Here is a 25,992-nt window from a genome sequence, read left to right on the forward strand (position 1 = left end):
CTTTCCAGGGAGAAGTGACTGACCTATCTAATCAATCATGCGTTTTGACGAACTATTGCGTTCCACACCAAAAGGTCTTTATTGCCCCCCCGGCGATTTTTATATCGATCCGGTGCGTCCGGTAGACCGCGCGCTGATCACGCACGGGCATTCCGATCACGCGCGCGCCGGACATTCTCATGTACTTGCGACGCAAGAAACACTCGACATCATGGCGATCCGCTATGGCGCCGATTTTGCGGGCAGCACACAGCGAGCGCAGCTTGGCGAAACACTGACCATCAATGGTGTTCGGGTGAGCTTTCAAGGTGCTGGCCATGTGCTTGGCTCTGCACAAATTGCCGTCGAAAAAGATGGCACACGCATCGTCGCATCGGGCGACTATAAACGCGCCGCTGATCCAACCTGTGCGCCGTTTGAACCAATTGTCTGCGATGTTTTCATCACGGAGGCAACCTTTGCGCTTCCGGTTTTTCGTCATCCCGAAGCTTCACACGAAATCGCGGCTTTGCTGAAGTCACTCGTGCAGTTTCCTGAACGCGCACATCTTGTGGGCGCATATTCGCTCGGCAAAGCACAACGGGTAATCAAGCTTATTCGCAATGCTGGTTATGACGAGCCAATCTATATTCACGGCGGCCTGCAAAAGCTCTGCGATTATTATCAATCGCAAGGCATTGAGCTTGGTCAACTGGAATCTGCAACACTTGAACGAGGCGAAGCCTCGCCCGACTTTGCAGGAAAAATCGTGGTCGGCCCGCCATCTGCTTTTTCTGACCGCTGGGCGCGGCGTTTTCCCGATCCGTTGCCTGCCTTCGCATCGGGCTGGATGCGTATCCGCCAGCGCGCCAAGCAACGCGGCGTAGAATTGCCGCTTATTATTTCTGATCATTGTGATTGGAACGAGTTGACGGCAACCATCAGCGAGATAAAGCCTGCAGAAGTCTGGGTCACACATGGGCGCGAAGAAGCCCTCGTTCGCTGGTGTGAATTACAAAGCATCCCCGCACGCCCCCTTCATCTCATCGGCTATGAAGACGAGGGGGATTGATGCGCGCTTTCGCAGAACTCCTCGACCGGCTTGTCCTCACACCTCAGCGCAATGGCAAATTGCGGCTGCTGGTCGACTATTTTCGCACCACGCCCGATCCTGACCGCGGTCTGGCACTCGCAGCCATCACGCTCGATCTGGAATTGCAGAGTGTCAAACCCGCGATGCTGCGCGCATTGATAGCCGAGCGCAGCGATCCTACGCTTTTCGCCTATTCCTATGATTATGTTGGCGATCTTGCCGAAACGATTTCACTGATCTGGCCCGGTCCAAATGAAACGCCAGCGGGTGCCAATTTGCCGCTCAGTGTGGTCGTGCATGAATTGCAAAACGCCTCGCGCCGCGAGGGGCCGCTGCTTGTGGCAGGCTGGCTCGATCTGCTAGGCATTTCAGAACGATACGCGCTGCTTAAGCTTGTCACAGGTGGTTTGCGTATCGGTGTTTCCGCTCGTCTTGCCAAACAGGCGCTGGCGGATTTTGGCGGCGTGGAGGTCGTCGAAATTGAAGAACTTTGGCACGGACAGGCACCACCCTTTTCAGCGCTGTTCGCATGGCTTGAAGGGCATGGTTCAAAACCTGCAGCCACTGCCGATGCGCCCTTCCGGCCAGTCATGCTGGCAACAGCCTTTGATGAAGCCGAAATTCCAGCACTCGATCCATCTGCCTATAGTGCTGAGTGGAAATGGGATGGCATTCGCGTTCAGGCGGTATCGGAAAATGGTGTTCGACGGCTTTATTCGCGCACTGGTGACGACATTTCAGGTGCTTTTCCCGATGTGTTAGAAGCCATGGATTTTGAAGGCTCGATTGACGGCGAATTGCTCGTTGGCTATCACGGTGAAACTGGCATTGAAACCGCAACGTTTTCCGATTTGCAGCAGAGATTAAACCGCAAGACCGTCTCAGCGAAGCAATTAAAGGAGTATCCCGCCTTCATACGCGCCTATGATCTTTTGCAGGAGGGCACGCAGCAAACAGGCGAAGACCTGCGTCCATTGCCTTTCTCTGAACGGCGCGCGCGACTTACGCGCTTCATTGAAAAGCTCGACAAGCGCCGGTTCGATCTATCGCCCGTATTGCAGTTCAACAATTTCAGCGAACTGGCAAACCTGCGCCTAAACCCGCCCCATCCGGTGATTGAGGGTGTGATGCTAAAGCGCCATGACAGCGCCTATGTGCCGGGGCGCCCCAAAGGGCCGTGGTTCAAATGGAAACGCGATCCATTCACCGTTGATGCTGTAGTTGTTTATGCACAACGCGGGCACGGCAAACGATCCAGCTACTACTCCGATTTCACATTCGCCGTTTGGACCGGAGCAGAAGATGAACCTGTTCTGGTGCCAGTAGGAAAAGCCTATTTTGGCTTTACTGATGAGGAGTTAAAGCTTCTCGACAAGTTTGTTCGCGAAAACACGATTGAGCGCTTTGGTCCCGTTCGCTCAGTCCGCGCGGAACCAGATCATGGGCTGGTGGTTGAAGTTGCTTTTGAAGGGCTGAACCGTTCCACCCGACACAAGTCGGGCGTTGCTATGCGCTTTCCGCGCTTTTCACGTCTCCGCTGGGACAAGCCGCCCCGCGAAGCGGATCGACTTGAAACATTGGAGACACTGCTGAGCTGAGTATGCTTTTACTCAGCAGCTGTGGTGACGCGAATTGCAAAAATATCGACAGGCTTGCCTGCGCCACTGAGATCAGAATTGATCGTAATCTTGCCTGCACGACCAGCGGAATGGCCTGCCTGGAAATCCTGATCAAACAGGAAATCACTCACAGAATCGCGCACGTCATAGCGTCTGCGTCCGCAATCACCCAGACCTGCGAAATCACAATTAACCGACATCTGCGTTGGCTTGCCATCATCGCTGCGGGCCACAATGTCAAAGGTCGCCTTTTTGCCGATAAGCTGGTTCAGCACACCTTCACCTACGTCAAATGTGACACTGTCATTAGGGCCCTTCGACAGAACCCGTGCGAAGCTGTTGGTGCCTTCGCGCATGATTTCGGCCGTTGCACCACCCTGCACTGACATGCGCGTTGCTTCGGTAGGCGTGAAAATGTTGATCCATGTGCGTCCTTCCGGATCTTCGCCTTCCTTTATCGGCGCCATGCGATTATCGGTCAAAAGTGGGCTGGAACCATTACCGCGCGTGAAATCCGCAAAACTGTTGTAAAGCGAGAAGCCAATCAACCCCAGAATAACGATGACCATTACCGGGATGCCGACACTGATAAGTGGTGAGCGGCGCTTTTTCTTGCGATCTTTGCGGGAGACGCCCGCTTCGTAACCTAAATCGGCTGATCCACGCTTTTTCTTTTTCGAAGTTGAGCGGATATCTGCGTTATCAAGCGCAGGACCAGCTTCGTAAGCACCCTCGCCCAAAACAGGGTCGGACAAATCTGGTGCACCCAGCGACGGCTCTCGCTTGGCATTCGCTACAGAAACAGATTTAAACTCAGCCTCGATCTCTGAAATGGCATCCTTGATCTTCTGACGTCGCTGCTGTTTCTGATCTTCGCTAAGGGCAGCATTTGCCGTCAAGGCGCGCTCGTGTGCCCCCCAGGCCGCTTCGTAAATGCGCTGACGAGTGGCCGGATTATGAGCGTCCGACTTTGCGAATGCATTTCTGATTGCGCGTTCGATACTTTCCAAAGGGCTGCTCTTCCTTGGTTGCGTCTGTTGGCTGGGTCCGTCGGGCACAGCCGGTTAAATGAGCCTCAGCGAAATTAACGTCTGAATCAAGGCATTTACCTATTCTAGACCCATTTTGGCTACCCGCGAGAACTGTCAAAGATACCAAATATTAACTTTAAGCATGATTTTCCCCCAACCTTTAGCGAAACAGCCTTATGGCGAGCACTAATATTGCGCAGGCCCTTCTCTAATTTTTCAGGTTGCCCTTGGCAAAAGCCGTGCTAGACATATTACGTTTACGGAAACGTCAATTTTTTGGAGGATGAAATGGCATTGCCGGATATTTTGAAAAACAAGCTGCGCATTCCCGTGGTCGGAGCGCCACTGTTTATCATTTCCAATCCGGCTTTGGTGCTGGCGCAATGCAAGGCAGGCGTGGTCGGCTCATTTCCAGCGCTCAATGCGCGCCCTAAAGCGCAACTTGACGAATGGCTCGCCGAAATCACCGAAGATCTCGCTGCCTACAATGCCGCGAACCCTGACCGCCCAGCCGCACCGTTCGCAGTTAACCAGATCGTGCACCGCTCCAACAAGCGTCTCGAACATGACCTTGGTCTATGTGTGAAATACAAAGTCCCCATCGTCATTTCCTCGCTGGGCGCAGTTCCTGAAGTCAATGCAGCTATCCATTCATACGGAGGGATAGTATTGCACGACGTCATCAACAACCGTCATGCCAACTCAGCGATCCGCAAAGGCGCGGACGGTCTCATCGCCGTTGCCGCAGGCGCTGGTGGTCACGCAGGCGCGCTCTCACCTTTTGCGCTCGTTCAAGAAATTCGCGAATGGTTTGATGGCCCCCTGCTCCTTTCTGGTGCGATTGCCAATGGTGGGGCAATTCTCGCAGCCCAAGCCATGGGCGCAAACCTTGCCTATATCGGCTCACCATTCATTGCGACAAAAGAAGCTCGCGCTTCTGACGATTACAAACGGATGATCGTCGAATCCAACGCTGCTGATATCGTCTATTCCAACTACTTCACTGGAATTGCAGGCAATTACCTCAAACCATCCATCGCTAAATCCGGCCTCGACCCTGATCACTTGCCGGAGGCTGATCCATCAAAGATGGACTTCGACAAAGCTCACCAGGAAGGCACGAAAGCCTGGAAGGACATTTGGGGATGCGGACAAGGCATTGGTGCAATTAAGGAAATCGCACCCGCAGCACAGCTGGTTAGCCGCCTGGCTCAGGAATATGAGCAGGCTCGCAATCGCGTCTGCCGAAACGTATAATTGCCACCTTAATACAATAAAGCCTCCTGTGACGTATAATGGAGGCTTTGTTTCCAATTGGTCCGAACAAACATGAAGAATATGCGTTTTGGACCTTGCTTTCCTGCATGCTTTTGGTTATCAGCGCACCGTTCGGTCTTATAAAGATCGATATCCCTTGGGATTTGGAACTATAGTTCCGGGCCGCTTTAGCTCAGTTGGTAGAGCACATCATTCGTAATGATGGGGTCAGCAGTTCGAGTCTGCTAAGCGGCACCATAAAATCAATGACTTAGCTCACCCCCCTCCCACATGAGATTTTCTACTCACCAAATACTCACATTTGGCTCGCGGCTACGATTGTTTAGATCTTAGTGAAGAAATCTGAGAGCTTTTGACGTGAAGCCACCCATCGCCCACCCACCTGCTTAACTGGAATTATGCCTCCGCTTGCCAAGTGATAAGCCTGACGTTCGCTGCGCCCAATAAATTTTGCGATCTCTTTTATTCCCCATATAAGGTCAAGACAGTCGTCAGCGTCATTCTGCATTTTCGAGTGATCCTTCCTGTAATCTAAGCACAATCACCAATTTAAACCGTCTGAATAAGACGCTTTTCAGACGCTGAAGCGTTTCAGAAACGTTACGCGTAACGTGACGTAACGTGACCGTCACGGCCATGTCACGTTTCATGTCGCAGATAATCGTGAGATAATTTCATTTTGACATGTCAAAAACTTAGCGTTTGCTAGGGGTGAGTCGTTTGGAAACAAGGACTTGCAATAACCACGGCTTTTCCAGAACGCCTAAAATTTCTGCATTGAAGAAAGGTCTCGCCGTACCATGTGGGAGCAAAAACGCTTTGCTCCCACATCATCAACAAGAATAGTTTTCCGCTTCAAAAATGCGGTGTGTCATTTGCCAGCATATCGCCGCGTGTCAGTCCGTCAGTTCCGGCTATCGGGGCGTCGATGGAAACAGTCTTGAAGTAATCGAACTGACGGTTGTATTCGGTGACTGATTTCTTCACCCATGCTGCAAGCTCATTGAACGGCACTTTCCGATCGAGAATTTGCACCATCACGGAATTGATAACGTCCATCTGCGCAGCTGCCATGAGATAGCCAGGCACATGAACACAGATAAGCTTGCGCATTTCGGTGTGGTTAGCGCGCGCGAAATCTTGTGCCTTGATGCGCTGATATTTTCGGCGGTCTTTTTCACGCATCGCGTCTGTACGAACTTGTTTTTTGCCCAGCCGTCTGACCCGATCACGCGCATTTTTTTTATCGCAAATACTGCGATACAAATTTGGGTCTTCGATTTTGATTTTGGCCAACCGAGCTCGACTTGTTTTCCGCCTTTTTGCTTTGTATCGGCTGGACCATTTCTTCGCCTGCTGAGCGACAATCTCTTTACGTGCGGCTCTGTTATCGCGCCGCTTTCTGTTGAAAGCCGCTCGCAGGCGCTGCGCTTCTTCAAGGGCTTCCTCTGGCTCCATCTGCATAAGAGTTTGCAGTTTAGCCTTAGTCATCCATCGCGGAAGAACATCGACCTTCTGCTGCTGCGCCTGCATTTCAGTGGCTCCTCTGAAAGGCCCCCGACTCAAAACAGAGGCAATCGTACCTCAAATAGAACAAAATGGGAACATTCATAAGGCAACGGGGAGCGGACCCTGACGAATGAAATACACTTTTCAAAGAAAATTCGCTTTGATAAATTATTGCTGCGCATCGTGTCAGGAAGCTGGGTCCAAGCGCATGCGCAGCCCCGTGACGTTGGGAGACGTGCCGGGGCTTTTCTTCGGCCTGGACCGCCTAGTCGTGAACTAATGTCTAGTCACTGCGCCTTTCATACCAAAGCATCATATTGACGACTCACCCAGCCTTTGCCAGTAATCGGCACGGGGAAAGGGGCTTGTCATGAAAAAGCTTATTATTACTGCGCTCTTTGTCAGCGCAATCTCGACTGCGTGTGCGAAGCGTCCAGACGCAATTGTTCCGGTCGACATTCCAATTGCCGCTTATACGAACCTCAGCTGCCAAGCATTGGCTAGCGAGTTGTTGAAAGAGCGAACCATACTTGCGAGTTTGTCAAAACAGCAGAATGAGGCCGCTACAGGCGATGCAGTCGGAGTGTTCCTGATCGGCGTTCCCGCGTCTAGCACGTTTGGTGGTGATAAGGAAGGTCAGGTTGCCGTGTCAAAGGGGAAGGTAAACGCCATCGAAAACGCGGCCAAGAGCAAAGGTTGCAGGTAATGGTCAGGCAGGGAATTATAGCGGCGGGACTAGCGATAGCGGTAAGTGGATGCGGTACCCCGGGACCAGACAAGCAAGCCAATTTGAGTGCAAAAACTCAGCACGAAGCAGACCGTTTCATCAAAGAGAAGGGTGCGGCTATCGCTTTTATCGCATCCGCAGGTAAAAATCTTCTTGGCCATCCTGTCGAATGTGGCAGCGTTAGATTGCGACGAATAGACGGTGATCAGCAATTTGAAACAGTTAGCATATCTACCGGATCAGGATTTAGATTATTCAAGGGATACTCGGCCAAGAACCCTAGAAAAGATGGATATAGGATAGATTTTAAACCAATAGTACCGGGAAAATACATCGTTACAGGACTATACTGCGACTCTGGATACGTTCAGCCTCATCGTTTTTCTTCCAAAGAAATGCCTATCGCCGGAGCAAACACGATAATTGTAGGACAAAACGAAATCGTAGATGCCGGCTCTCTACATTTTCAAGCAGATTTTAATGGGCGTGGCTTTTTAGTTTCGTACCCTGCCGACAGCGAATATAAGACGAATGTGCGTAAACATATGCCAAATTTGGCACCCAGGGTCACCTACAAAACCTTTACGCCATCGTTCCTTTGACGCGAATTTATCGAAGCGCAGTTGCGGAGCTAACGAGGGGAATAATATGCGGGGATTTATAGCGGTAGGTATTTTGTTGGCAGTTGCAGGATGTACGAAGAAGGAACCTTGCTGCCAAATAAAAATTACGCCACCGACCGAGAAGTCCAAGGCGTTTGCTTACGAAAATCTAAAAGTCGGCTACTCTAAGCCCGATATAAAACGTTGCTTTGGGGACGGTGTTCTCAACGTAAACGGATCAAGGATCCACATTGTCGAAGACACGCGAAAAGGTGGGAAAGGCCGTTATTGCCACACCGCATTTTCGCTTCCCGTCGATAACAACCCAAATCGCTTCAGAATGTCCCCAATATCAACCAAAAATTGGGATTTCGACGCCTGCCAACTAAAGGCAATGTATTGCTTACGGCCAGCTTCGGCAGAAAAGCTCGCCAAGAGATTTGGCCTTACAATTGATAAATCACCTATTTATCGGGAATAGCAAATATCATGAGCATCAACGTATGAAGTGATCCAACCGCAGTGATGGATCAAACCGCACGTTCCGACAGATGAAGAAGCGGCAGCGCTCTGGGGGAGACCAAGCGAAGTAAATCCTATCAGGAAAAGAGATTATATAGCATGACGTTTAATGGGGGAGCGCATGAGAAATTTGGGTGATCACGAGTTTGGCGGACAGCATACTGAAATTAAATTGGAACTAGTCGAGAAATACTTAAAAACATACACAAGTGCACTTAAGAACACATTTAACCATCTTTGGTACATCGACGCGTTTGCCGGTAGTGGATCGCGAACAGTTCGCACAGAGGCAAGAGGCGGCGATCTTTTAGAAGAACCTATACCTGAAAAAATCGAAAATCGCCGCGGTTCCGCTAGAATTGCTTTAGACGTGTTTCCACATTTCACCAGACTAATTTTTATCGAGCAAAATCCTAATTACTGCTCAGTCTTGAATGAGCTCAAGAATGAAAACCCTCACAGAGATATTCACGTTGTAAACGGAAATGCGAACGAGGTGCTTCAAACTCACATCAACAAGGTGAACTGGTCTGGATGCCGCGCTGTTCTTTTCCTGGATCCGTATGGTATGGAAGTCGAATGGAAGACCTTAGAGGCCATAGCGCGTACCCAGGCTATTGACGTCTGGTTTTTATTTCCGCTCTCCGGGCTTTATAGGCAAGCCGCTCGAAACCTTTCAGATATCGATGATGTGAAACGTCGTGCTCTCACACGCATGTTAGGAACAGATAAATGGGAGGACGAACTCTACAGTAAAGTTCCTCCTGCCACCGACCTACTAGGCTTACTTACTGCAGGTGATGTTAGGCAAAGAAATGCCGACGTGGCGGGTTTAGAACAGTATGTTAAACAGCGGCTTGAAACGATATTCCCCCTGGTTTCAGTACCATTCCCATTACCAGCTAAAGAAAAACCACAGAGGTTTTCCCTTTTCTTTGCCGCTTCAAACAGATCGCCGAAAGCGTTGGGACTAGCGAAGAAGTTTGCAAATCATATACTTGCGGATGGCATCTCATCCCACGTCTTGCCTCGATAAGAACGGCCAGTCGACTTCTTATTCTTGCCGCCCCACTGTTTAAAAAAGAAGGCGGCATCAGCATCAGTGCATTGGTCAAATATTTCATCAATCCACTTTGGATCCATAGGCCTTGAATTAGGACCACTTTCACCACCGACTATAGCCCAATGAATTTTACTAAGGTCGCCACCTGCCACAGATCCAATTAACGGCTCGTAGGAGACAAATCGCACTGCTGCGGGCACCTGCCTAAGCTCATCCAACCTATACAGAACTCGATTGTCTTCTACACTTGTTCCTAACCAGACGTTTGGAAGTATCTTAAATCCGTCCTTACTGAGAATATCAGCCATGCGGTCAGGACGCTTGGTAAGTATCTGGTAGGTGTGACGGCGAGTTCTAGCCATCACATTCCACACCTTGAGAATGAATTCTTCTGGAACATCACTATGAAAGAGATCAGACATCGAATTCACGAAAACGCGTCGAGGCTTTGACCACGTTTCAGGGATAGATAGCGCCTTATCATCTAGGACAATTTTACCAGTCCACTTCGCACGTCCGCCAGATTTCCGTGTTGTCCCGACATACTTCTCTACGCCCATAGCTTCTAGACGAGCCGCCATACGCATTGCGTAACAGTTGGTGCAGCCAGCTGTCAGGATTGTACACCCTGCTACTGGGTTCCACGTTGCGTCTGTCCATTCGATTGAAGTATCAGCCATAGTATCGCCCTCAAGAACTTTGCCATTACCATATCAGTTGATGGTTAATGTACCGTTCTTAGGACTTTTTACCTAGTTAAATCGCATTTATTTGTTTTTATTCCTTTTTTTGGCGATTTTAGATACACCTATGGCTATCAAGACGTTTACCTTCATAAAGGAAGGGTTCCGTCCTTTGCGGTTCATCCTATGTCGATGAACCGGGATGCTGTGTCGGTGCTAACATGTACTCATCCAAACGTTATCCCCGCGTTTTTAACAGGATTTCCACATCTTGAAAATCTGAATTGACTCTTCGCTGCCATGAGAACATTGTAGGAACATCGATGGTGGTCGAAATAATCACAGATACGCGTGGTGGCGTGTGTGTCTGCTTTTAACGGAGCAGAACAATGAATGCAGTTGTGCAAGAGAATGAATACGACGACGAAATTGAGCTGGTTCTCGCCTATCACAAAGGCGACATGCGCGCTGCCATGGAAGCGCTGCTACAAGACCGGGATTTTCTTATCAAAGAAATTGAGTGCGCCAGTCTCGCAATGTCGCTCGAATTTCCGCGTGGCTGGAAGCCTACGGTGTTTGTAAAATGACACGCTCACGTGGCGCGTTAAATCCAACTGTTTTGAATATGACTTACCCTTACCAGGTCGTCATCCATCTAACAGATTGGCATCGAAAGAACCTTATCCAGCTTCTCTACGACCGTGAAAGACTTGGAGGCTACCGCCTATGGAGCGGGAAAAGACATGGCTTAATCGGATTTGACATTGCCCACTTCCCGACAAAAGAAGGTCAGCAGGAGTTTATTCGTCTGTATGGCGGCGTTCCTTACTACCCCAAGGATAAGAAGTCCAAGCCGTGGGAAACATACTTTGAGAAATGAGACCGAAGCCGCGTAATCTTGAAGGCATGCCTGCATCGACGCGCATCATGGATATGGCGTCTTGGTACGAACTGCACGGTTATTGCAATCACTGTGGCCACATAGGACCGATTGAATATCGGATAATCCTGCGGAAGTTCGGAACGCATACGTATTTCGTGGATCTTCATAAGCGCATGCGCTGCACTCACTGCAAATCAAAAGGTGAAGGCCAGTTTGGCGTCACAAAGATGCCGAGGTAATAAATGACCGGATACAACAACGACAAAGCTCACGTTTCACAACCGGGCAAACTGTTCGAGCATTGGTGCGACGATGCTGACTGTAAGGCATGGGGCAGTTTCGGATATAAGACAAAATACGGCCAGCTTTGGTTCTGCCATGCACATAAGCAGCAAGGTGAGGATGCACTGACTGGACGCCGATAAATTGCGCGCTATTCTCTTCCTGTCAGGAGGAGCGCATGTGCAATCTATATAACATCACGACCAATCATGAGGCCATGCGCCGTCTGTTCCCGAAGTTCGGTGATGTGACAAACCGTGTTGATCCGCAGCTTGATGTGTATCCAGATTACCCGGCGCCAGTACTGCGCAATTTGGCAGATGGTGAGCATGAGTTGGCGCATCTGCGATGGGGCATGCCGACGCCACGCGAATTTCTGAAAACGGAAGTTGATAAAGGCGTCACTAATGTCAGAAATCTAAAGTCATCTCATTGGCGGCACTGGCAAGGTGTTGAAACCCGCTGCGTTGTCCCGGCCAACTCATTCTCCGAATACGGACAAGAGCCAGATCCGAAAACAAAACGTAAGCCGCTGCACTGGTTCGCTCTGAACGAGGAAAAGCCGCTCTTTGCGTTCGCTGGCATCTGGACGACATGGAAAGGTGTGCGGAAGAAGAAGGAAGGTCCGGTCGAAGTTGATATATTCGCATTCCTGACCACCGAGCCTAACGCCGTGGTCAAGCCGGTTCACCCAAAGGCGATGCCTGTCATCCTGCGCACCACTGAGGAAATCGACACGTGGCTTCGCGCACCATGGGATGAAGCCAAAGAAATGCAGAAGCCGTTACCTGATCCGGATTTGATCGATCTGACGCCAAGCAACGATAATGAAGAGCAGCGGTCGCTGTTTTAGGAGCCTTTTGCCGGGTGATGCGTTTCTCCGTAAAACAGGAGGACGACATGATCAGACCAAAACAACCGGGCTTTTATCCAAACAGAGACGTGGATTGTCAGGCTGCAGTTGCGCAAGGAATAGCCGACCTTATAGAGCAAGCCACGTTGTCGGGCACTTCGGAAGCTGATGCATCCGTAGCATTAGCAGAACAAAACGTTCCCGGCATTCGCGATCTTATCGAAGAAGCCAAAGCTGTGGGCTGGCAAGAGGCTGAAGTGGCGAACGCTATTAAAATCGTAGCAGCGGGAATGGCAAACGGATATGCAGGCTTCGATCCGGAAGAGTGATACTGACTTTTCAACAGCGAATTTTTTGGTAAAATATTTGATGCGCAATGTGGAGGAATTCGGGTCATGCCCACGTGCGCGGCCCCGTGACGTTGGGAGACGTGCCGGGGCCTATTATTTGCCTGAAGCTGCAAGATCCTCAAGCCTCAAATAATTAAACCGATACCATCCCCTATAATATCGAATGAAGAACGCATGCCGGTTGCGCGGATTTTTGGATGCGTTCAACCTGAGATAAGCCGCAATTCTCTTTTCATCAGTTTGGGGCAAGTACGGTGCCAACGACCGAGCGCTGAATGGTTCGAAAACCAGATTATCGACAATCACTATTCGATGTATATCTTTAAGCATGCCCTCCCTCCAGCTTAAGACGACCTAATCTAGAGTAATGCTGGATTTAATTAAAGAGAAAATGGGGATATAGGTGAGCGGCGAACGGTTCCGACCGAGTAATCAGCCGACGATAGCCGCCCAAATCTTTTTACCAAATGTCACCAGCAAACCACCGAGGGATGCTGCGACGAACGAAACGAGCATGATTGCGCCGACACCTCGCTCTCGCCAGCGGTTGAAATCTGCTACCGGCTCCTCAACCTTCTCAAGGCGGTTGTCCACGCTACGAAGCTTGCGCATGACCTCGTCCAAGGTTCGATCGGTCTTTTCTTGCTTCTCGTATTGCTGTTTCCGATCATCCCGCGCCCGATCCATATCCTTGATGATCTGGTCGAGCTTGCCTTCTACACGGCCAATGGCTCGGTCCTGTCCCGCTTCAGTTGTCATTACCAGCAACCCCATCGCTTCCCATTTTCATCGTTGCCCTCAACCCGTTCAGCCCCTGCCCGATCCGTTTTGATCAGAGCGACAAGGCCTGCGGGTGAGATGTTATTCTGTCTGAACCCCGCGCAGCTCGTCGCACTGGTCGATTGGCAAGCCACGACGACGAAGGGCAACAACGCACAAATCATAATCCGACAGGCCACGTAGTTTCTCATCGTCCTTGCCCCTCTCTCTTTCTGCTTTCACGGTTTGCTTGAGCTGGTATGTGATGGCGTCCTGATGGCCTTGGCGCTTACCGGCGAGATACCCACTCGCCAGAAGCAAAGACGCTGCCACAAGGGCAGCTATCGAATATTTCAGCCAGTTCGGGATTAAGGCCCAAATGACGCTCATAGCGCGTCCACCAGCTTCTCAAGCTTGGCCTTGGCCTGTGGCATGGTGAAGATTGCATAAGCCGCGAGCGCAAGAACGAACACGACAAGCACCATCTGTACCCGCCAATCGACAAACGGCATTGCGGCACCTGCGCTGCCGCTACCGATCCATGACCAGACGCGAGAGGATTTGGAGAGCGGCTTTTCTTCAACCGGAGTTGGCACCACATCAGCTGCAGGAGCAGTCACCACCTGGTCGACGCCATAACCTTCAGCAAGCAACGCCTTGTCGTATTCCTTGGCATATCCGGCGATCAGTTCAGCCTTGTCTGTACTGTTGACGATCCGGCGAGCGTTCTTGAAATCGGACTTCTGCAAAGTGATGTAATCCGACAGCTTCTTGCCAGTGAACCAGCCTTCGACCATGCCTGCAATGATGATTGGTGCCGCATACCTGGGCTGCAGGAGCAGTTCAGGCTTCGACACGAAGTCAATACCCAGAACTCTGCCAGCCTTTTCATAGTTGGCCTTCCAAGTGATCTGGACGTATCCGCGCCCGATATACGGCCAGTATTTCTTGGACCGGAGATACTTCTCACCGCCCATCTCATTGATCGGCTTCATCGTGTGCGCAGTCTCGTGGTACGCAGTGGCCAACACATACGCCATCTGATTGCGCAATAGTCCACGCTTTCGACCCGCCTCAATCAAGAGGCGGGTATCGCCAAGGTGCGTATTCATTTTTCCCTCATATTTTGATAAATTGCCCTCTTGAAAGGGCGCGATTACTGACTAAATCGAAGCCGTCATTCCGACGTAACGCGTTCGATCAAATGGAGGCTTCGATGAACGATCGTTTGTTTGACCGTCCTGTATTCGTGAAGGACGGGCCATACCTTGTGCGTGAGATTGCCAGCATCGGAGATGCGCTAGATTTTCTCTACGAGTGGCCCGAATATGACCGTGGCCACATTTACGAAACCGCTTGGAAAGCGTGCTGCGACAGCCACGATGGCATCAAACCAGTGAAAGCGGCAGAGAGCGCCATTCGAGGTTTCGCCAAGAAGAACGGAATTCTCGAAAAACCAGAAGTTGCGATCCCTTGGATGAAGGGCAAAAAATCAGGAGGCGGCCTAGTTCAGGCTTGAAAGCGCATCATGATTTGGGTTTTGCTATTTGAAGCGGCTATTCTTGCTACGCTGTCATATGTGGTAGCCTTGATCGGCTGGAAAGAGATCAGGTACTACATGAACAACCGACGTAAACTGTAACACTAGTTTTAAATCAAACCCCGGTCCCATCTCCGGGGTTTTTGTTTGTTTCCTCTTTTAAGATATCGTTATGACAGAGCGGGTTCACTCACCCTGACTGGTGCCTTACATTGTTAATGCGCACCGGATCCCAAGCCCCCCCCCGCTTACCCAATCGGTGCGCAGACCCCGGCATGGACCTCCGAGCCGGGGTTTTTCTTGTTTGTTTTTGGTGATACAGTTTTCCCGCATCTCGTGAACAATCAGGGCGTCCACGTGATGCCGCCCCGGCTTTCTGGGAGGTCAGCCGGGGTTTCTTATGAACTATAATTTTGCTCCTGCGACTAGTTCACTTCACAGATCAGCGCCCTAGCTTAACGGTGTTCACTGTTACAAGCCTCCACTCAATCACGACAGTGAATAGCCCCGGCGAACCAGATGGCTCTCATCGCCGGGGTTTTTTATTGTCTAAATTCGAACGAGATTGCCGCAGCCGGTATAGTCGGCAGTTCACTTATGTTTATAATTGATCCAGCTTGGTAATGAGCGGCTACTCTGGCTGCAAAACCTTCGCAATTGAGGCTCACACAATGGCTAAACCATCACGTCCCGGGTTCAATAAAATTCTGGGCGCTGGAACTACAGTCCTCAATGAGGATCCGCTACTCGGCATTCTGACACTAAAGACAGATAGAGGAATGATCGAGCGCGCAATGATCAAACCCGTGGCTGAAGCATTGATGGGCGAACGAATCGAATTTCTTCAACAGAGAAAGGCAATGACGCACCGAGTTTCGCTATAGAGCGGGATCAATAGCTTCGTCTGTCCGAGCGGTGCCATTGTCACTGAGAACGGCCAACGGCAAGGTTTAGCGGCTCAGATGATAGCAAGGCGTGGTCCCAAAATATCGCGTTCCGCTACCGGGGCTTTTGTTTGCCTAGTTACAGGCGTAAGCCAACAATCTAACGCGACTGGAAGCTTGCGTAGCCCCGGTTTTCTGAGAGGTCAGTCGGGGTTTCTTTTTCGGCATACCCCCCCGTGGACTTTGCGGTCGCCGGGGTTTTCTTCAGGAAGGGAGGACTGATGAGCCATGTAAGAGAGTTCATTGCGTCAGATATCGGGCAGATAGTTATCGGCGGGGCAGCGCCAATATTGGTCGTGGTGTTCTTGGTGGTGCTTGCTCAAAACCGTCGCATTCGCTTCTGAACAAAGACTTAAGCAGCCAGAAACTCAGCCGCCCGCAATGCTAGAAATTGCTTACAAGGTCTGACGGCCTTACAAACGCGGGCAGTTCAGCCAAAAAGTCTTCAACACTTGGCTGATCGCGCTCGCCGTTTTTCACCTTGTCCAGTTCAGTCAACGCATAGAGCCAGACAGCATCGCGCCAAGCGACGAAAGCTTGAGCCTCAGTTGCCCATTTTTCGATTGTTGAGTTGAAGTAACTCGCCAGCGTTGCGCCGCTATCCTACTCCATACCCTTGGCTTTTGCGTCGATTATCCATCGGTGCAAGCGCAAGGTCGTCCAGCTCGCATTGAACTGCACGCTCGACATAGCGGTCATTGATCTTGCCGCTCACAGATGGCGCCCCGGTGTACGTGCTTTCATATGAACGCGGCAGCACGATCTCAAGCAACCAGCCAGGCGCGTCGACCGACTCCTGCTCAGTGATCCAGCGATCAGGTAGGCCAATCTCCGGCACGCTGCCCGCTGCAATGACATAGCCGCGGTCACCACGCACGTCGACGTCCCAACCAAGCGCACCGTGATTGCGAACGCCCTGACGATGACGAAAGAAGTAGTGACGGCCACCGCTTGTGGTTTCGGCTGTCAGCGTCTTAGGCAGCGCCATACTGGCGCTCAAGCGCAGCAAGAGTTTCGTCACCGTCGTGTTTCGGGTCGATATCTAGCACCCATGCACCTTTAGGCGCACCTGTTGGCTCGCCAATCATTGCGGAAGGGGTGCGACGCCAGTATTCTCGAACGATGCGCTCATTAAGCGTAGCACCACGGAACCCATTGCTGGTTAGCGGTGTTTTAGTGGCAAGGAGTTCGATGTATCCGTCCTGATCGACGTATTCTTCATCGCGTTGGCGGCACGGGGAAACCGGCCAGTTTTGCGTCTGATACGACAACGCGACGTCGAGCATCGGGTCTTCTGAGAATGCCGAATGGTATTATTTTGCATGCGAACTCCTGAAGGAGAAATCTATGATCGAGAATGGCTATAAGGTTCGCCAAGAACAGGACGGCACTTGGTCTGTTATTGAGGCGTACAAAAATGAACCGGCGGAGTTCGAAGGTAAGCTTCAGACAGGGCTCACCGAGACAGAGGCTAATGATTGCCTAGTGCAGATCACCCGGACTTTCATGGAAAGGCAGCACGAAGGCGGAAGCGGCCAATTACCTTAGACTGCTCCATTTTGACTGCGCGATTTAGATTAGATACTGCTGTTCCACATTTTGTATCGGGGGCAGCATGACGAACACTTTTCCGGCCAACGTCAGGGTGGCATAGTCACGCCTTCTGATCACCACGTAATCTTCATTATCACTGGCAAAGCTGGAAGCCATTACGGTTATGACGACATGCACCTTCCAGATGGCCGTTTTGATTACTACGGTGAAGGCCAGGTCGGTGACATGGAAATGGTGCGTGGCAACAGAGCTATTCGCGACCATGCCGTATTAGGTAATGACCTGCTCCTCTTTGAGAGCCTTGGAAAAGGCAAAGATCTGGTTTTTCTCGGTAGTTTTGTCTGCGAGAGCTGGCGATGGGGACAATCACCGGACCGCAACAATGACATGCGTAAAGCGATCATTTTCGAACTCCGAAACTTGGAAAATATTGTCGACGAGTTGGACGACGATCAGAATGTCGTTGATATTATTGATCTCAGCGAGTTGAGAACTCGGGCACTCCAAGCAGCCGGTACACGTGAAGGTAAAGCTGGCGCTAGGACAATCTATGATCGAAGTCGACACGTTAGAGATTACGTGCTTGCACGGGCCAACGGTCATTGTGAGGGTTGCGGCTGTAAAGCGCCCTTTCTGCGCATGAACGGTCAGCCTTACCTCGAAACCCATCATATCCGTCGAGTAAGCGACGGTGGCCCAGACGATCCTGCCTTCGTCATAGCTCTTTGCCCGATTTGCCATCGCAAGGTTCATCACGGCATGGAGGGTTCCAAGTACAACAACGAGCTCCTTCAAAAGATGCCGTCGGTCGAGCCACCAAAGACTACTTAGAACGGCGCTTCCTTCAAAGCTTCCCGCATCCCTCGCCCGCAACCTTCCCACGCTGCTTCGACCGGCAAGCGCGCTTCGAGATTGTCGCATTCCGCAAGGTCGGTTATTGTGATCTCTTGCAGATATGAACCAACTGCCTCAACGCCGGCATCGAGGGCGCGCAGCTCGTAAGGGTCGAGCCTGCGGTGGGAACGGATGTGCTCGACAATGTCTGCGCAGTCCTTGCAAAGCCAGCGGGTCGGTTCGCGATCTGCCTGCACGCCAAGTCCGACGGCATGGCGGTAGCAGACGTGGCAGATATCGTCAGGCCGCATTTGCAGCCCCGACATTGTCGTTGGCAGCAAAAGGATCCGTAGGATTGGGAGCTTTCCGCGGCATTTCAACAAACATATCTCTTTCCGCGTACGCCTTTTCGATGCGCTCACATGCCACGTCGAAATACTTTGGATCAAGTTCGATACCAATGAATCGACGGCCCATTCGCGCGCAGGCAATGCCAGTGGTTCCGGACCCCTTAAAAGGATCGAGGATCGTCTGCCCCTGATCGGTAAAGTCAACTAGAAGCTCTGCCATCAACGGGGTCGGCTTCTCGGTCGGATGACGCGCATCACGGTCACGCTGATTTGTCAGGTGGGTAACGATGTAAGCATAAAACAAGTTCTGCACAGAATTGGCAAAGACGAACCGCTGCGACAGCATCAATGGAAGCTGCGATGTGAGGCATGCATCATGAAGGGGCAGAGCGAATTCGTCGTTTATCGAGCGCCGAGGAAGTGTCTGCCCAATTTGCCGTTTATTGGAACCATACGCGGCGTACTCAGTTGATCTATTGAGATAATGGAAGGAAAAATAATGCTTAGAAAAACTTGGATTGCAGCTTTAAGTTTTGCTGTTGCAGCGACTTCATTCACACCTGTAATCGCCTCCCCTTTGCGTCAGACGTCAGACTCTTCTTTTAATGTATCGCAGATCCAACAAGTTCAGAATAAGCGGCGTTGGGATGATAGGCGCGGGAATATGAAACGCTCTCATCGTGACGGCTGGCGCAACGGACATCGTGGGTATCGCGAATACCGTCGGGGTTATAGGCGACATTCGGATGGTTGGTGGTATCCGCTGGCAGCCTTTGGTGCGGGTGCGGTCGTCGGTGGCGCTCTAAATAACCAGCGCCCGGCAGCACGTGGCTATAGTAATCGCCATTATCAGTGGTGTTCATCGCGTTACCGCACCTACCGTGCATCAGACAATACTTATGTTCCGAGTGTCGGACGTCGAGTGGTTTGCAATTCGCCATATAGTTAACTTTGCAGCAAATACCCCACGAGAAAAAATCGTGGGGTATTTTTGTTAAGAGGCACTGGCTGTACGCCGCTAAATTGCGCGCTACCTCCTTTCAAAACGGAGGAACGCATGTGCAATCTATATAACATCACGACCTATCATGAGGCCATGCGCCGTCTGTTCCCCAAGTTCGGTGATGTGACAAACCGTGTTGATCCACAGCTTGATGTGTATCCAGATTATCCGGCCCCAGTACTTCGGAACGTCGAAGCTGACGACCCGGAGCTTACAATGCTGCGCTGGGATATGCCGATGCCCCGTGAGTTTCTGAAAACGGAAGTCGATAAAGGCGTCACGAACGCCAGAAATCTAAAGTCATCCCATTGGCGGCGATGGCAAGCCGTCGAGAGCCGCTGCGTTGTCCCGGCCAACTCATTCTCCGAATATGGGCAAAATCTCGCCCCAATTACCAAGCGCAAACGGATACACTGGTTCGTATTGAATGAAGAAAAGCCACTCTTTGCGTTCGCTGGCATATGGAGAAGTTAGAAAGGGGCGCGGAAGAAGAAGGAAGGGGCGGTTGAGATCAACATATTCGGCTTCCTGACAACCGAGTCCAACGCCACAGTTAGGCTTATTCACCCAAAAGCAATGCCGGTCATTCTACGCACCATTGAGGAAATCGACGCGTGGCTTCGCGCACCATGGGATGAAGCCAAAGAAATGCAGAAGCCTTCGCCTGATGCGGATTTGATCGACCTCACGCCGAGCAACGATAACGAGGAAGCCCAAACCTGTTTGTTTTAAGCCGGTCAGTTAGTACCCGCCCACAATGCAGTCGCCTGCACGCCTGAGCAAGCCGCGTCATACTGGAAATTCCTTAGAAACCTTCTCGGATGTTATGCATTAATTAACATCATACGATTTAACGCCGCAACGGCTTTTACTTTGGTTCACAACTGGAGGGAGCTTGGCTATGCCACTGTTCAACGAAGCGAGCCGGATCTACACGCTTGAAGAAGTGAGTTTCATGAGACGCTGTTATTCGAATGCAGCAACCAAGCTTGAAGAAGGCGAGCTCGATTATGTTGCAGTCGATCTGTCTAGCACAATCATGATGCTTTATGAGAGCGGGCTTCGCGACCTCGGCTACATCACCGAACTGGCTGTCCGGCAGGCTCATCAAAAATATCAGTTCCGCCACCCGCGCGACAGTTTCCCGGCTGCTAACTCCAACATTGAGGCAACGAACACAGACTAGTCGGACTTCGCGATTACGGGACATGCGCTTACAAATGCAGAAATCATCTGTAATTTGACCTATATGACAGCAGCCAAAAGGCCGCTTTCTTTTAAGCCTTCGTTCCCTCATCGGGACGAAAATCCAACATTGCTTTATTGAGTGCCTGTATATAAAACCGTTACCAAGGGCTCGGCGGGACATAAACTATTCTTGTAGGAGAGCCGCATATGTCGCCCAAGCTAAAAACTGCTCTCGTCGGCGCGATCATTGCCATTGTCGTAGGCTTTGCCGCATCGCAGGGACTAATTAGCCAGCAGACGGCAGAGGATATTAAGGCGAAGACAAATGAGGTTCTTGCAGAAGAACCCTCAACGCCGCCACAGCCGCCTGCTCCCGGACCCACCGATACATTACAGCCGCAGCCAAGTGAAACAGAAGTGCAAAGAGCGCCCCAGTAGAACGCTTAGCTTCTAGCCCGCGTCGTCTTCTGTTCAAATACGCGATCCATACGCTCGGTAAGCCCATCAATGCGGTTTGCAACGCTTTCGATGGCACACGATTTGCGAGGTCTGCTCCTGCATCCCGGCCTTTGTGGCGAATGTTTCGGCAGCCCGCAGGTTGTAGTCTGATAGCTCCTGGCTCGTCAGCGCGGCGAGTGCGGTTGCTGCTTCGACTGTAGCGGCATTTTCGTTTCTTGCCGCATTAATCTTGCTGTCGACATACTTCCAAAGGCCAAACAGAAAGCCGAACAGCATCACGATGAAGCCGACTGCGCCCATGATTTCAGTGCCGGTCATCTGGCTAATTCCCTAGGATTAAACATAGTTAATGTCGTCCTTTGTTTTCGTTTAACTTCTTCTTTGCTAACATCGCCGTATGAGATCGAAACTGACAATTATCATTGGACAGATCGTTTCATCGGTACCGCGGATCCTATGTATTGCTGTACCGATCTTGGTGGCGCTTGCCGCAGTTGTACTGATTGCTAGGTATGAAGAGGGCCGAAGCCTAATTCCTACTGACCATGTCCCAGGAGCAACGGAACCGGCCTCCAATTAGGAATCACGGCTGCATCCCGCATAGCTTTTCTATTTTCTCATTCTCAGCCAGAATCTGACGCTTGGTTTCTGACGTGTCGTCATGGCTTGCATAGATTGCCCTCGCCACGTCACAGTAATTACCGCTTGTCGCGCATCCACTTAGCAAGCCGAGCGTCAACAGCGCTGTCATCAAGACGGCCAACTTCATTTTCTATCTTCCGTGCTTTGGTTACGGATCCTGCGTCGCGTGCGGTCTGGGCTGTTTTGCTGTCAGACCGGCCTTTGAGATACGCATTGACAAGGACGGTCGCTGTTGCGAGTTCGAGCGCTTTCTCAGGCACATCAGCAATGCCGAACTTCTTATAATTGTCCTTGCCAGTGATCTGACGCAGGCGCCTGCCTCGATAAAGCCAACCGTCATTAGCGCCGTTGCTGCCCATGCGGCCGCCGTAGACCTTGTTTGCAAGGGCTTGCGGATTGTTCACATAAGACTGAGCCGCAGCGATCAACGAGAAGCGTTTCGTCCACGTCTTTCGTATTTGCGCCGCACTGGTGTAATTCAGGTTCTCTACAACCAGCTGCATCTTGCCGCCAGTTTCGTGGAAGACGGTCGCGAGGATGTATGCAACCTGCTCGTCAGGCAGATTCCTTTTAGCGGCTTCGGCAAGAATTGCCTCGGTGCCGCTGACTTGCGCCTGCGAAAGACGTCCGCCAAAAGGCGCGCGCCTCGCATACGCGAAGAACGTTGTTTTGTTCATTAGATTGTCCTGAAGTTAGGTACGACAGAGCGCCAGCATGTGATGGGCCGTGACAGTGTGATTTCCTGAGACTGTGAGAAGATTTACTTGCGCATCATCCCGAGCCCCCCACATCACTCGCGGTGCGCAGAACCCCGGTCGGCCCTCGCTTGCCGGGGTTTTTATTGTCTTTTGTTATGAATGTGAGAGGATTTATCAGCGCACTGCCCACTTCCTGATAATCACCGGTGCGCGTCCCCGGTTTGGTCTGACCGCCGTCCGGGGGCTTTTCTTTGGTGCGAATTTTGATATTACACAGTGCGCTGAGACAATCGCATGCCCGTTGATGCGCAGCCCTGTGACGTTGAAAAACGTAACGGGGTTTTTATTGAAATTTGTCGCGAGTATGCGATGATTGAGGGCGCGCGAGGACGATCCGCGACAGTCGTTCCGGCGCTGCCCCGCCTGCCCGGGTTCTCTTTGCATCATCTGGTGTGCGAGCCAACATTTAATGCGACTTGAATTTTGCAAAACCCCGACTGGTTAACATTTTGACGGTTTTTTTTGAACTATAAGAATTATGACAGTCATACCCCATTGATTATGACAGCTAACTCGGTTCACCATTGAGCGGATTGAATGGAGTTAATCAAAATGCGCGTCGTAAAAGTGAATACAGTTGCTTATGATCCTCAGAGCAGAACACTTTCGTTTTCTGGCCTCAATCGTTTTTCACGGCCAAAGGAAGTGTCACTTTTTATTGAGGACGAGATCAAACTCATCGAAGTCATGCATCAACTGGTTGCAAGTTCGGTCCACACCTCTATTAATTTAGCAGACGAGCTAAAAACGGCAAAAAAGCAGAAAAAAACGAAATCCCTGCAAAAACCAAAGAAAATCGTCTGAGCATTTAGAAATCAACGGGCGCTGACCGGTTCCCAAACACGAGAAAGCATCGCCCTTGTTAAGCCGTTTCGCTACCGGGGCTTATACTCTAAGATGAACTGCCGTTGCTGAAGCAAGAACTCTGCACCTTGGGGGTGATCAACATGAATTCGAGCATGCACCTTTCCAGTTAGCAATCGACACAACTAAAGTTACGTGTTCAGCGGAGACGCACCATTTAGCCCCACAAAAGTAGCAATAGTGGACACCTCTCTATGAGGATTGAATGATTGAGGCCTATGTTGGATCTGCGGCAGTCAGTGACGTTATTTATTTCGCGTTAAGTGGCAATGCACACAAGAAGCGCATCTCTATGTGTGTTTGTGCTGCTTTTATCGTGCGGGTTATTCACACGGGAGGCCATTATGGCATTTTTGGTAAAAATGGCATTACGCCCGATTGGACCGCTGGAAAAATGCTCCGATAAAAGGCGATATCACTTGATTTGCGCCACACCTCCAGTCGGGGAACTAGTCGAATTTTTTGAATGCGCAGATCATTGAGGTTGTAATTCCCCATACATCGAGCTGTTACAGCCAAAACGAGATTCCGTACAAAGGCTTTATCTCGCCATCCAAAAAATGAAACAGGCAAAAATATTTTAAATGAGAAGCCGCCACAAGGATATCATCAACACAGCGATAGAAGTCGGTTAGCTAAAGAGATTCTATTGACCGCTTGACAGGATCATGAAAAGTTTGTTGTATGTTGGAAACGCGAGGCAACGTTGCCTATAAATGCGTAGAAAAACAATCTAAGGGAACGTGGTGGCAATGAAGCCCGCAACACATCGTGTTGGCGGGATTTTTGTCGTTTGTGAGGTGAAATGGGTGAGCTGACCTGCAAGATCGGCATATTGATTTCCACAACTGGCGCATACGCAGCCGTTGGACGTGCGATCTTGAACGGAACGCTGCTTGCGTGCTCGCAAATAAGTGCCGACGATGAATGGGGATTAACTCTGGAGCCGGTGCATTACAATCCAGGTGGTGATTTGGAAGAATATTCGGTCGCGACCAAAAAGTTGATCGATTCCGGAATTCGTCATGTAGTCGGTTGCTATACATCATCCAGCCGAAAGGAAGTCATTCCGCTTTTTGAGAAGTATGATGCGCAGCTCTGGCATCCATCCCATTATGAAGGATTCGAAAGTTCCCCAAACGTAATCTACACGGGTGCTTCGCCGAACCATCACATGTCTCCATTGATGGATTACCTTCTAACTCGATACGGCCGCAAAACATTTTGCGTTGGCTCCAACTATATTTGGGGTTGGGAAAGCATCCGCGTCCTGCGTGAATATATCCAAGCAAGAAAAGGTATTGTTCTGGCTGAACGCTATCTCGGCGTGGGTGAGACTGATCTTCAAAAAATCATTGAAACCATCTTCGAGGAAGAGCCCGACTTTATATTCAATGCCTTGATCGGTGACTCTTCTTACGCCTTTTTCGAGCAGTTTCGACGGGCATGTGAGGCGCGTGGCATCAATCAGTCCGAACGTTTCCCAATCGCCAGTTGCAATCTTTCTGAACCCGATCTGACCGAGATAATACCAGAATGCAGAGATGGGCATATCAGCTCTTCAGTTTATTTCTCCACTCTAACCAATCCCGAGAATCGTTGCTTCGTAGCAGAATATAATCAGGCGTTTCCGGAAGGTCCTCCACCCGCAGCAGAAGGCGAAGCCGCCTATATTGCTACTCTCATGCTCGGAAGAGCCATTTCTGCAGCCAATTCAATCGATCCTATGCTGGTTAGAAACGCTGTTGCAGGAATGCAGTTACAGGCACCGCAAGGACTTGTCACAATAGACCCCGAAACACATCATGCCTATCTGACGCCCCGCATCGGTCTGTCTACGCGAGATGCCGAATTTGAGATACTAATCGAGTCGCCGGAACCTGTGCGACCAGATCCCTACCTCGTATCAGCAGATAGCCTCGCTGTAGCTTCAATCGGCCAGGCAAGTTTGAGGGTTGTACAATGAGCAACCGCTTCATACAAAATTTCAATAATCGCCGAGGGATCATCGTTTCACGTGATTTCAGAGCAATTGGCGCCTTGGATTCGACCTTGCCAAAACTTGGTCTCAGTGCGTCATATGTACCTCTGAAAGCAGACCATGCTGAACTCTTAGAATCAGAACTCAACGCTGATCGGGACGTGCTGTTTGTAGATGGTGATCTAGACAGCCCACTCTCGCTTCCTGTCAGCCCGGTTAGCGGTCTGGCTTGTGTACCGATCATCGGATTAGTCGGTGTGGAAGCACCCAGTCGTTTGAAGGGGCTTGTCCAATCCGGGGCAACTGCCTTTTTACGCAAGCCCGTTTACGGTTCTATCGTTTATTCCGCAATTGTTCTTGGCATTAACGCCTACCAGCAGCGGCAGCAGATGGAGACCACGATCGCTCTCCACGAAATGCGTCGGTTGCAACGTCGGAGTCTAATTAAGGCAATTGTCGAGATTATGCGTCGTCACAATGTTTGTGACGACACAGCCTACAACCTTCTTCGCAAGGAAAGCATGAAAGCGCGAATGAATGTTGAAACATACGCAGAATACTTCATCAGCGAACTGATGAAGGTGGACGACCGCGAAACAGAAACCGCTCAAAGGTCAACGATCGCGAAATAACCTCCGAGGA

35 protein-coding genes, 1 tRNA gene and 1 pseudogene are annotated in these 25,992 nt (G+C 50.8%); 25 read left to right on the plus strand and 12 right to left on the minus strand.

Going from position 1 to position 25,992, the window contains the following annotated elements:
* Nucleotides 1-37: 37 nt before the first annotated feature.
* Nucleotides 38-1,051: a ligase-associated DNA damage response exonuclease gene (locus tag CES85_RS03185; RefSeq protein WP_095444607.1), complete on the plus strand. Its 1,014-nt coding sequence runs from the start codon at nt 38-40 to the stop codon at nt 1,049-1,051.
* A complete protein-coding gene (locus CES85_RS03190) occupies nt 1,051-2,670 on the plus strand; it encodes a cisplatin damage response ATP-dependent DNA ligase (RefSeq protein ID WP_095444608.1) in 1,620 nt (539 codons plus the stop codon). The genes CES85_RS03185 and CES85_RS03190 overlap by 1 nt, the downstream gene beginning before the upstream one ends.
* An 8-nt stretch (nt 2,671-2,678) precedes the next feature.
* Here CES85_RS03190 and CES85_RS03195 read toward each other — a convergent pair whose 3' ends face one another.
* Nucleotides 2,679-3,701 carry a hypothetical protein gene (locus CES85_RS03195; protein WP_095444609.1) on the minus strand — a complete coding sequence of 341 codons (1,023 nt, stop codon included), beginning with the start codon at nt 3,699-3,701 and terminating at the stop codon, nt 2,679-2,681.
* A gap of 309 nt (nt 3,702-4,010) precedes the next feature.
* On the opposite strand from CES85_RS03195, the gene CES85_RS03200 reads away from it, so the two are divergent.
* Together CES85_RS03200 and CES85_RS03205 are read left to right on the plus strand one after the other, a co-directional pair.
* Complete coding sequence (locus CES85_RS03200) at nt 4,011-4,979, plus strand: NAD(P)H-dependent flavin oxidoreductase (protein WP_095444610.1); 969 nt, start codon at nt 4,011-4,013, stop codon at nt 4,977-4,979.
* Nucleotides 4,980-5,161: 182 nt separating this feature from the next.
* Nucleotides 5,162-5,237, plus strand: a tRNA-Thr gene (locus CES85_RS03205).
* Nucleotides 5,238-5,855: 618 nt separating this feature from the next.
* Here CES85_RS03205 and CES85_RS03215 read toward each other — a convergent pair.
* Nucleotides 5,856-6,533 carry a hypothetical protein gene (locus tag CES85_RS03215; protein WP_095444612.1) on the minus strand — a complete coding sequence of 226 codons (678 nt, stop codon included), beginning with the start codon at nt 6,531-6,533 and terminating at the stop codon, nt 5,856-5,858.
* A gap of 346 nt (nt 6,534-6,879) precedes the next feature.
* Between CES85_RS03215 and CES85_RS03220 the strand changes: the two genes are divergently transcribed.
* The 4 genes from CES85_RS03220 (at nt 6,880) to CES85_RS03235 (ending at nt 9,396) form a co-directional block, all read left to right on the plus strand.
* Nucleotides 6,880-7,215, plus strand: a complete 336-nt coding sequence (locus CES85_RS03220; protein WP_095444613.1) for a hypothetical protein — start codon at nt 6,880-6,882, stop codon at nt 7,213-7,215.
* Complete coding sequence (locus CES85_RS03225) at nt 7,206-7,838, plus strand: hypothetical protein (protein WP_157743394.1); 633 nt, start codon at nt 7,206-7,208, stop codon at nt 7,836-7,838. Before CES85_RS03220 ends, CES85_RS03225 begins: the two co-directional genes overlap by 10 nt.
* 46 nt (nt 7,839-7,884) lie before the next feature.
* Nucleotides 7,885-8,319 carry a hypothetical protein gene (locus CES85_RS03230; RefSeq protein WP_095444615.1) on the plus strand — a complete coding sequence of 145 codons (435 nt, stop codon included), beginning with the start codon at nt 7,885-7,887 and terminating at the stop codon, nt 8,317-8,319.
* 162 nt (nt 8,320-8,481) lie between these two features.
* Nucleotides 8,482-9,396, plus strand: coding sequence for a three-Cys-motif partner protein TcmP (locus CES85_RS03235; protein WP_095445677.1), 915 nt, complete (start codon nt 8,482-8,484; stop codon nt 9,394-9,396).
* Here CES85_RS03235 and CES85_RS03240 read toward each other — a convergent pair.
* Nucleotides 9,351-10,103, minus strand: a complete 753-nt coding sequence (locus CES85_RS03240; RefSeq protein ID WP_095444616.1) for a DUF5131 family protein — start codon at nt 10,101-10,103, stop codon at nt 9,351-9,353. The genes CES85_RS03235 and CES85_RS03240 overlap by 46 nt on opposite strands.
* A gap of 392 nt (nt 10,104-10,495) precedes the next feature.
* On the opposite strand from CES85_RS03240, the gene CES85_RS03245 reads away from it, so the two are divergent.
* From CES85_RS03245 to CES85_RS03270, 5 genes are all read left to right on the plus strand, one after another.
* Nucleotides 10,496-10,693 carry a hypothetical protein gene (locus CES85_RS03245; RefSeq protein ID WP_095444617.1) on the plus strand — a complete coding sequence of 66 codons (198 nt, stop codon included), beginning with the start codon at nt 10,496-10,498 and terminating at the stop codon, nt 10,691-10,693.
* Complete coding sequence (locus CES85_RS03250) at nt 10,690-10,986, plus strand: hypothetical protein (protein ID WP_095444618.1); 297 nt, start codon at nt 10,690-10,692, stop codon at nt 10,984-10,986. The genes CES85_RS03245 and CES85_RS03250 overlap by 4 nt, the downstream gene beginning before the upstream one ends.
* Nucleotides 10,987-11,231: 245 nt before the next feature.
* Nucleotides 11,232-11,414: a hypothetical protein gene (locus tag CES85_RS03260; RefSeq protein WP_095444620.1), complete on the plus strand. Its 183-nt coding sequence runs from the start codon at nt 11,232-11,234 to the stop codon at nt 11,412-11,414.
* Nucleotides 11,415-11,449: 35 nt separating this feature from the next.
* Nucleotides 11,450-12,124: an SOS response-associated peptidase gene (locus tag CES85_RS03265; RefSeq protein WP_095444621.1), complete on the plus strand. Its 675-nt coding sequence runs from the start codon at nt 11,450-11,452 to the stop codon at nt 12,122-12,124.
* A 47-nt stretch (nt 12,125-12,171) separates the two neighbouring features.
* Nucleotides 12,172-12,453, plus strand: a complete 282-nt coding sequence (locus CES85_RS03270; RefSeq protein WP_095444622.1) for a hypothetical protein — start codon at nt 12,172-12,174, stop codon at nt 12,451-12,453.
* Nucleotides 12,454-12,906: 453 nt separating this feature from the next.
* Here the strand turns inward: CES85_RS03270 and CES85_RS03280 are convergent, their stop codons facing one another.
* From CES85_RS03280 to CES85_RS03290, 3 genes are all read right to left on the minus strand, one after another.
* The gene (locus CES85_RS03280) at nt 12,907-13,233 is read right to left on the minus strand and encodes a hypothetical protein (RefSeq protein WP_157743395.1); all 327 of its coding nucleotides are present in this window, start codon (nt 13,231-13,233) and stop codon (nt 12,907-12,909) included.
* 102 nt (nt 13,234-13,335) lie between these two features.
* Entirely contained in the window at nt 13,336-13,623 is a 288-nt protein-coding gene (locus tag CES85_RS03285) for a hypothetical protein (protein ID WP_095444625.1), read from the minus strand.
* Nucleotides 13,620-14,345 (minus strand): glycoside hydrolase family 19 protein, encoded by a 726-nt coding sequence (locus CES85_RS03290; protein ID WP_095444626.1) that lies wholly within the window; start codon nt 14,343-14,345, stop codon nt 13,620-13,622. The genes CES85_RS03285 and CES85_RS03290 overlap by 4 nt, the downstream gene beginning before the upstream one ends.
* 104 nt (nt 14,346-14,449) lie before the next feature.
* Between CES85_RS03290 and CES85_RS03295 the strand changes: the two genes are divergently transcribed.
* On the plus strand, nt 14,450-14,752 hold the full coding sequence (locus tag CES85_RS03295) for a DUF982 domain-containing protein (protein ID WP_095444627.1): 303 nt from the start codon (nt 14,450-14,452) through the stop codon (nt 14,750-14,752).
* Nucleotides 14,753-15,938: 1,186 nt separating this feature from the next.
* Nucleotides 15,939-16,061, plus strand: a complete 123-nt coding sequence (locus CES85_RS28060; RefSeq protein WP_280523380.1) for a hypothetical protein — start codon at nt 15,939-15,941, stop codon at nt 16,059-16,061.
* Between the two features lie 254 nt (nt 16,062-16,315).
* Here the strand turns inward: CES85_RS28060 and CES85_RS27640 are convergent, their stop codons facing one another.
* On the minus strand, nt 16,316-16,705 hold the full coding sequence (locus CES85_RS27640) for a bifunctional DNA primase/polymerase (RefSeq protein ID WP_244923207.1): 390 nt from the start codon (nt 16,703-16,705) through the stop codon (nt 16,316-16,318).
* A complete protein-coding gene (locus tag CES85_RS27645; RefSeq protein WP_244923208.1) occupies nt 16,692-17,003 on the minus strand; it encodes a bifunctional DNA primase/polymerase in 312 nt (103 codons plus the stop codon). The genes CES85_RS27640 and CES85_RS27645 overlap by 14 nt, the downstream gene beginning before the upstream one ends.
* A gap of 61 nt (nt 17,004-17,064) precedes the next feature.
* Between CES85_RS27645 and CES85_RS03310 the strand changes: the two genes are divergently transcribed.
* Entirely contained in the window at nt 17,065-17,265 is a 201-nt protein-coding gene (locus tag CES85_RS03310) for a hypothetical protein (protein WP_244923209.1), read from the plus strand.
* A gap of 51 nt (nt 17,266-17,316) precedes the next feature.
* A complete protein-coding gene (locus tag CES85_RS03315) occupies nt 17,317-18,102 on the plus strand; it encodes an HNH endonuclease (protein ID WP_244923210.1) in 786 nt (261 codons plus the stop codon).
* Here CES85_RS03315 and CES85_RS03320 read toward each other — a convergent pair.
* Together CES85_RS03320 and CES85_RS03325 are read right to left on the minus strand one after the other, a co-directional pair.
* Nucleotides 18,099-18,416: a DUF6511 domain-containing protein gene (locus CES85_RS03320; protein WP_095444630.1), complete on the minus strand. Its 318-nt coding sequence runs from the start codon at nt 18,414-18,416 to the stop codon at nt 18,099-18,101. The two genes, CES85_RS03315 and CES85_RS03320, sit on opposite strands and share 4 nt — an antisense overlap.
* Nucleotides 18,406-18,801, minus strand: a complete 396-nt coding sequence (locus tag CES85_RS03325) for a DNA methyltransferase (protein ID WP_095444631.1) — start codon at nt 18,799-18,801, stop codon at nt 18,406-18,408. Before CES85_RS03325 ends, CES85_RS03320 begins: the two co-directional genes overlap by 11 nt.
* Nucleotides 18,802-18,954: 153 nt before the next feature.
* Between CES85_RS03325 and CES85_RS03330 the strand changes: the two genes are divergently transcribed.
* From CES85_RS03330 to CES85_RS03345, 4 genes and pseudogenes are all read left to right on the plus strand, one after another.
* Entirely contained in the window at nt 18,955-19,404 is a 450-nt protein-coding gene (locus CES85_RS03330; RefSeq protein ID WP_095444632.1) for a BA14K family protein, read from the plus strand.
* 108 nt (nt 19,405-19,512) lie between these two features.
* Nucleotides 19,513-20,190, plus strand: a pseudogene (locus tag CES85_RS03335) (SOS response-associated peptidase).
* A gap of 169 nt (nt 20,191-20,359) precedes the next feature.
* Entirely contained in the window at nt 20,360-20,644 is a 285-nt protein-coding gene (locus CES85_RS03340; protein WP_095444633.1) for a hypothetical protein, read from the plus strand.
* A 209-nt stretch (nt 20,645-20,853) separates the two neighbouring features.
* The gene (locus CES85_RS03345; RefSeq protein WP_095444634.1) at nt 20,854-21,084 is read left to right on the plus strand and encodes a hypothetical protein; all 231 of its coding nucleotides are present in this window, start codon (nt 20,854-20,856) and stop codon (nt 21,082-21,084) included.
* Between the two features lie 66 nt (nt 21,085-21,150).
* Here CES85_RS03345 and CES85_RS03350 read toward each other — a convergent pair whose 3' ends face one another.
* Together CES85_RS03350 and CES85_RS03355 are read right to left on the minus strand one after the other, a co-directional pair.
* Nucleotides 21,151-21,423, minus strand: a complete 273-nt coding sequence (locus CES85_RS03350) for a hypothetical protein (RefSeq protein WP_342352140.1) — start codon at nt 21,421-21,423, stop codon at nt 21,151-21,153.
* Between the two features lie 380 nt (nt 21,424-21,803).
* Nucleotides 21,804-22,424, minus strand: a complete 621-nt coding sequence (locus CES85_RS03355; protein ID WP_244923211.1) for a hypothetical protein — start codon at nt 22,422-22,424, stop codon at nt 21,804-21,806.
* Between the two features lie 633 nt (nt 22,425-23,057).
* Here CES85_RS03355 and CES85_RS03360 point away from each other — a divergent pair.
* The 4 genes from CES85_RS03360 (at nt 23,058) to CES85_RS03375 (ending at nt 25,982) form a co-directional block, all read left to right on the plus strand.
* Nucleotides 23,058-23,309 carry a hypothetical protein gene (locus CES85_RS03360; RefSeq protein ID WP_157743397.1) on the plus strand — a complete coding sequence of 84 codons (252 nt, stop codon included), beginning with the start codon at nt 23,058-23,060 and terminating at the stop codon, nt 23,307-23,309.
* Between the two features lie 265 nt (nt 23,310-23,574).
* Nucleotides 23,575-23,775 carry a hypothetical protein gene (locus tag CES85_RS03365; RefSeq protein WP_095444636.1) on the plus strand — a complete coding sequence of 67 codons (201 nt, stop codon included), beginning with the start codon at nt 23,575-23,577 and terminating at the stop codon, nt 23,773-23,775.
* 399 nt (nt 23,776-24,174) lie between these two features.
* Complete coding sequence (locus CES85_RS03370) at nt 24,175-25,335, plus strand: transporter substrate-binding domain-containing protein (protein WP_095444637.1); 1,161 nt, start codon at nt 24,175-24,177, stop codon at nt 25,333-25,335.
* A complete protein-coding gene (locus CES85_RS03375) occupies nt 25,332-25,982 on the plus strand; it encodes an ANTAR domain-containing response regulator (RefSeq protein ID WP_095444638.1) in 651 nt (216 codons plus the stop codon). Before CES85_RS03370 ends, CES85_RS03375 begins: the two co-directional genes overlap by 4 nt.
* Nucleotides 25,983-25,992: the final 10 nt, after the last annotated feature.

It is taken from the genome of Ochrobactrum quorumnocens (genome assembly GCF_002278035.1).
GTDB classification, from domain to species: domain Bacteria; phylum Pseudomonadota; class Alphaproteobacteria; order Rhizobiales; family Rhizobiaceae; genus Brucella; species Brucella quorumnocens.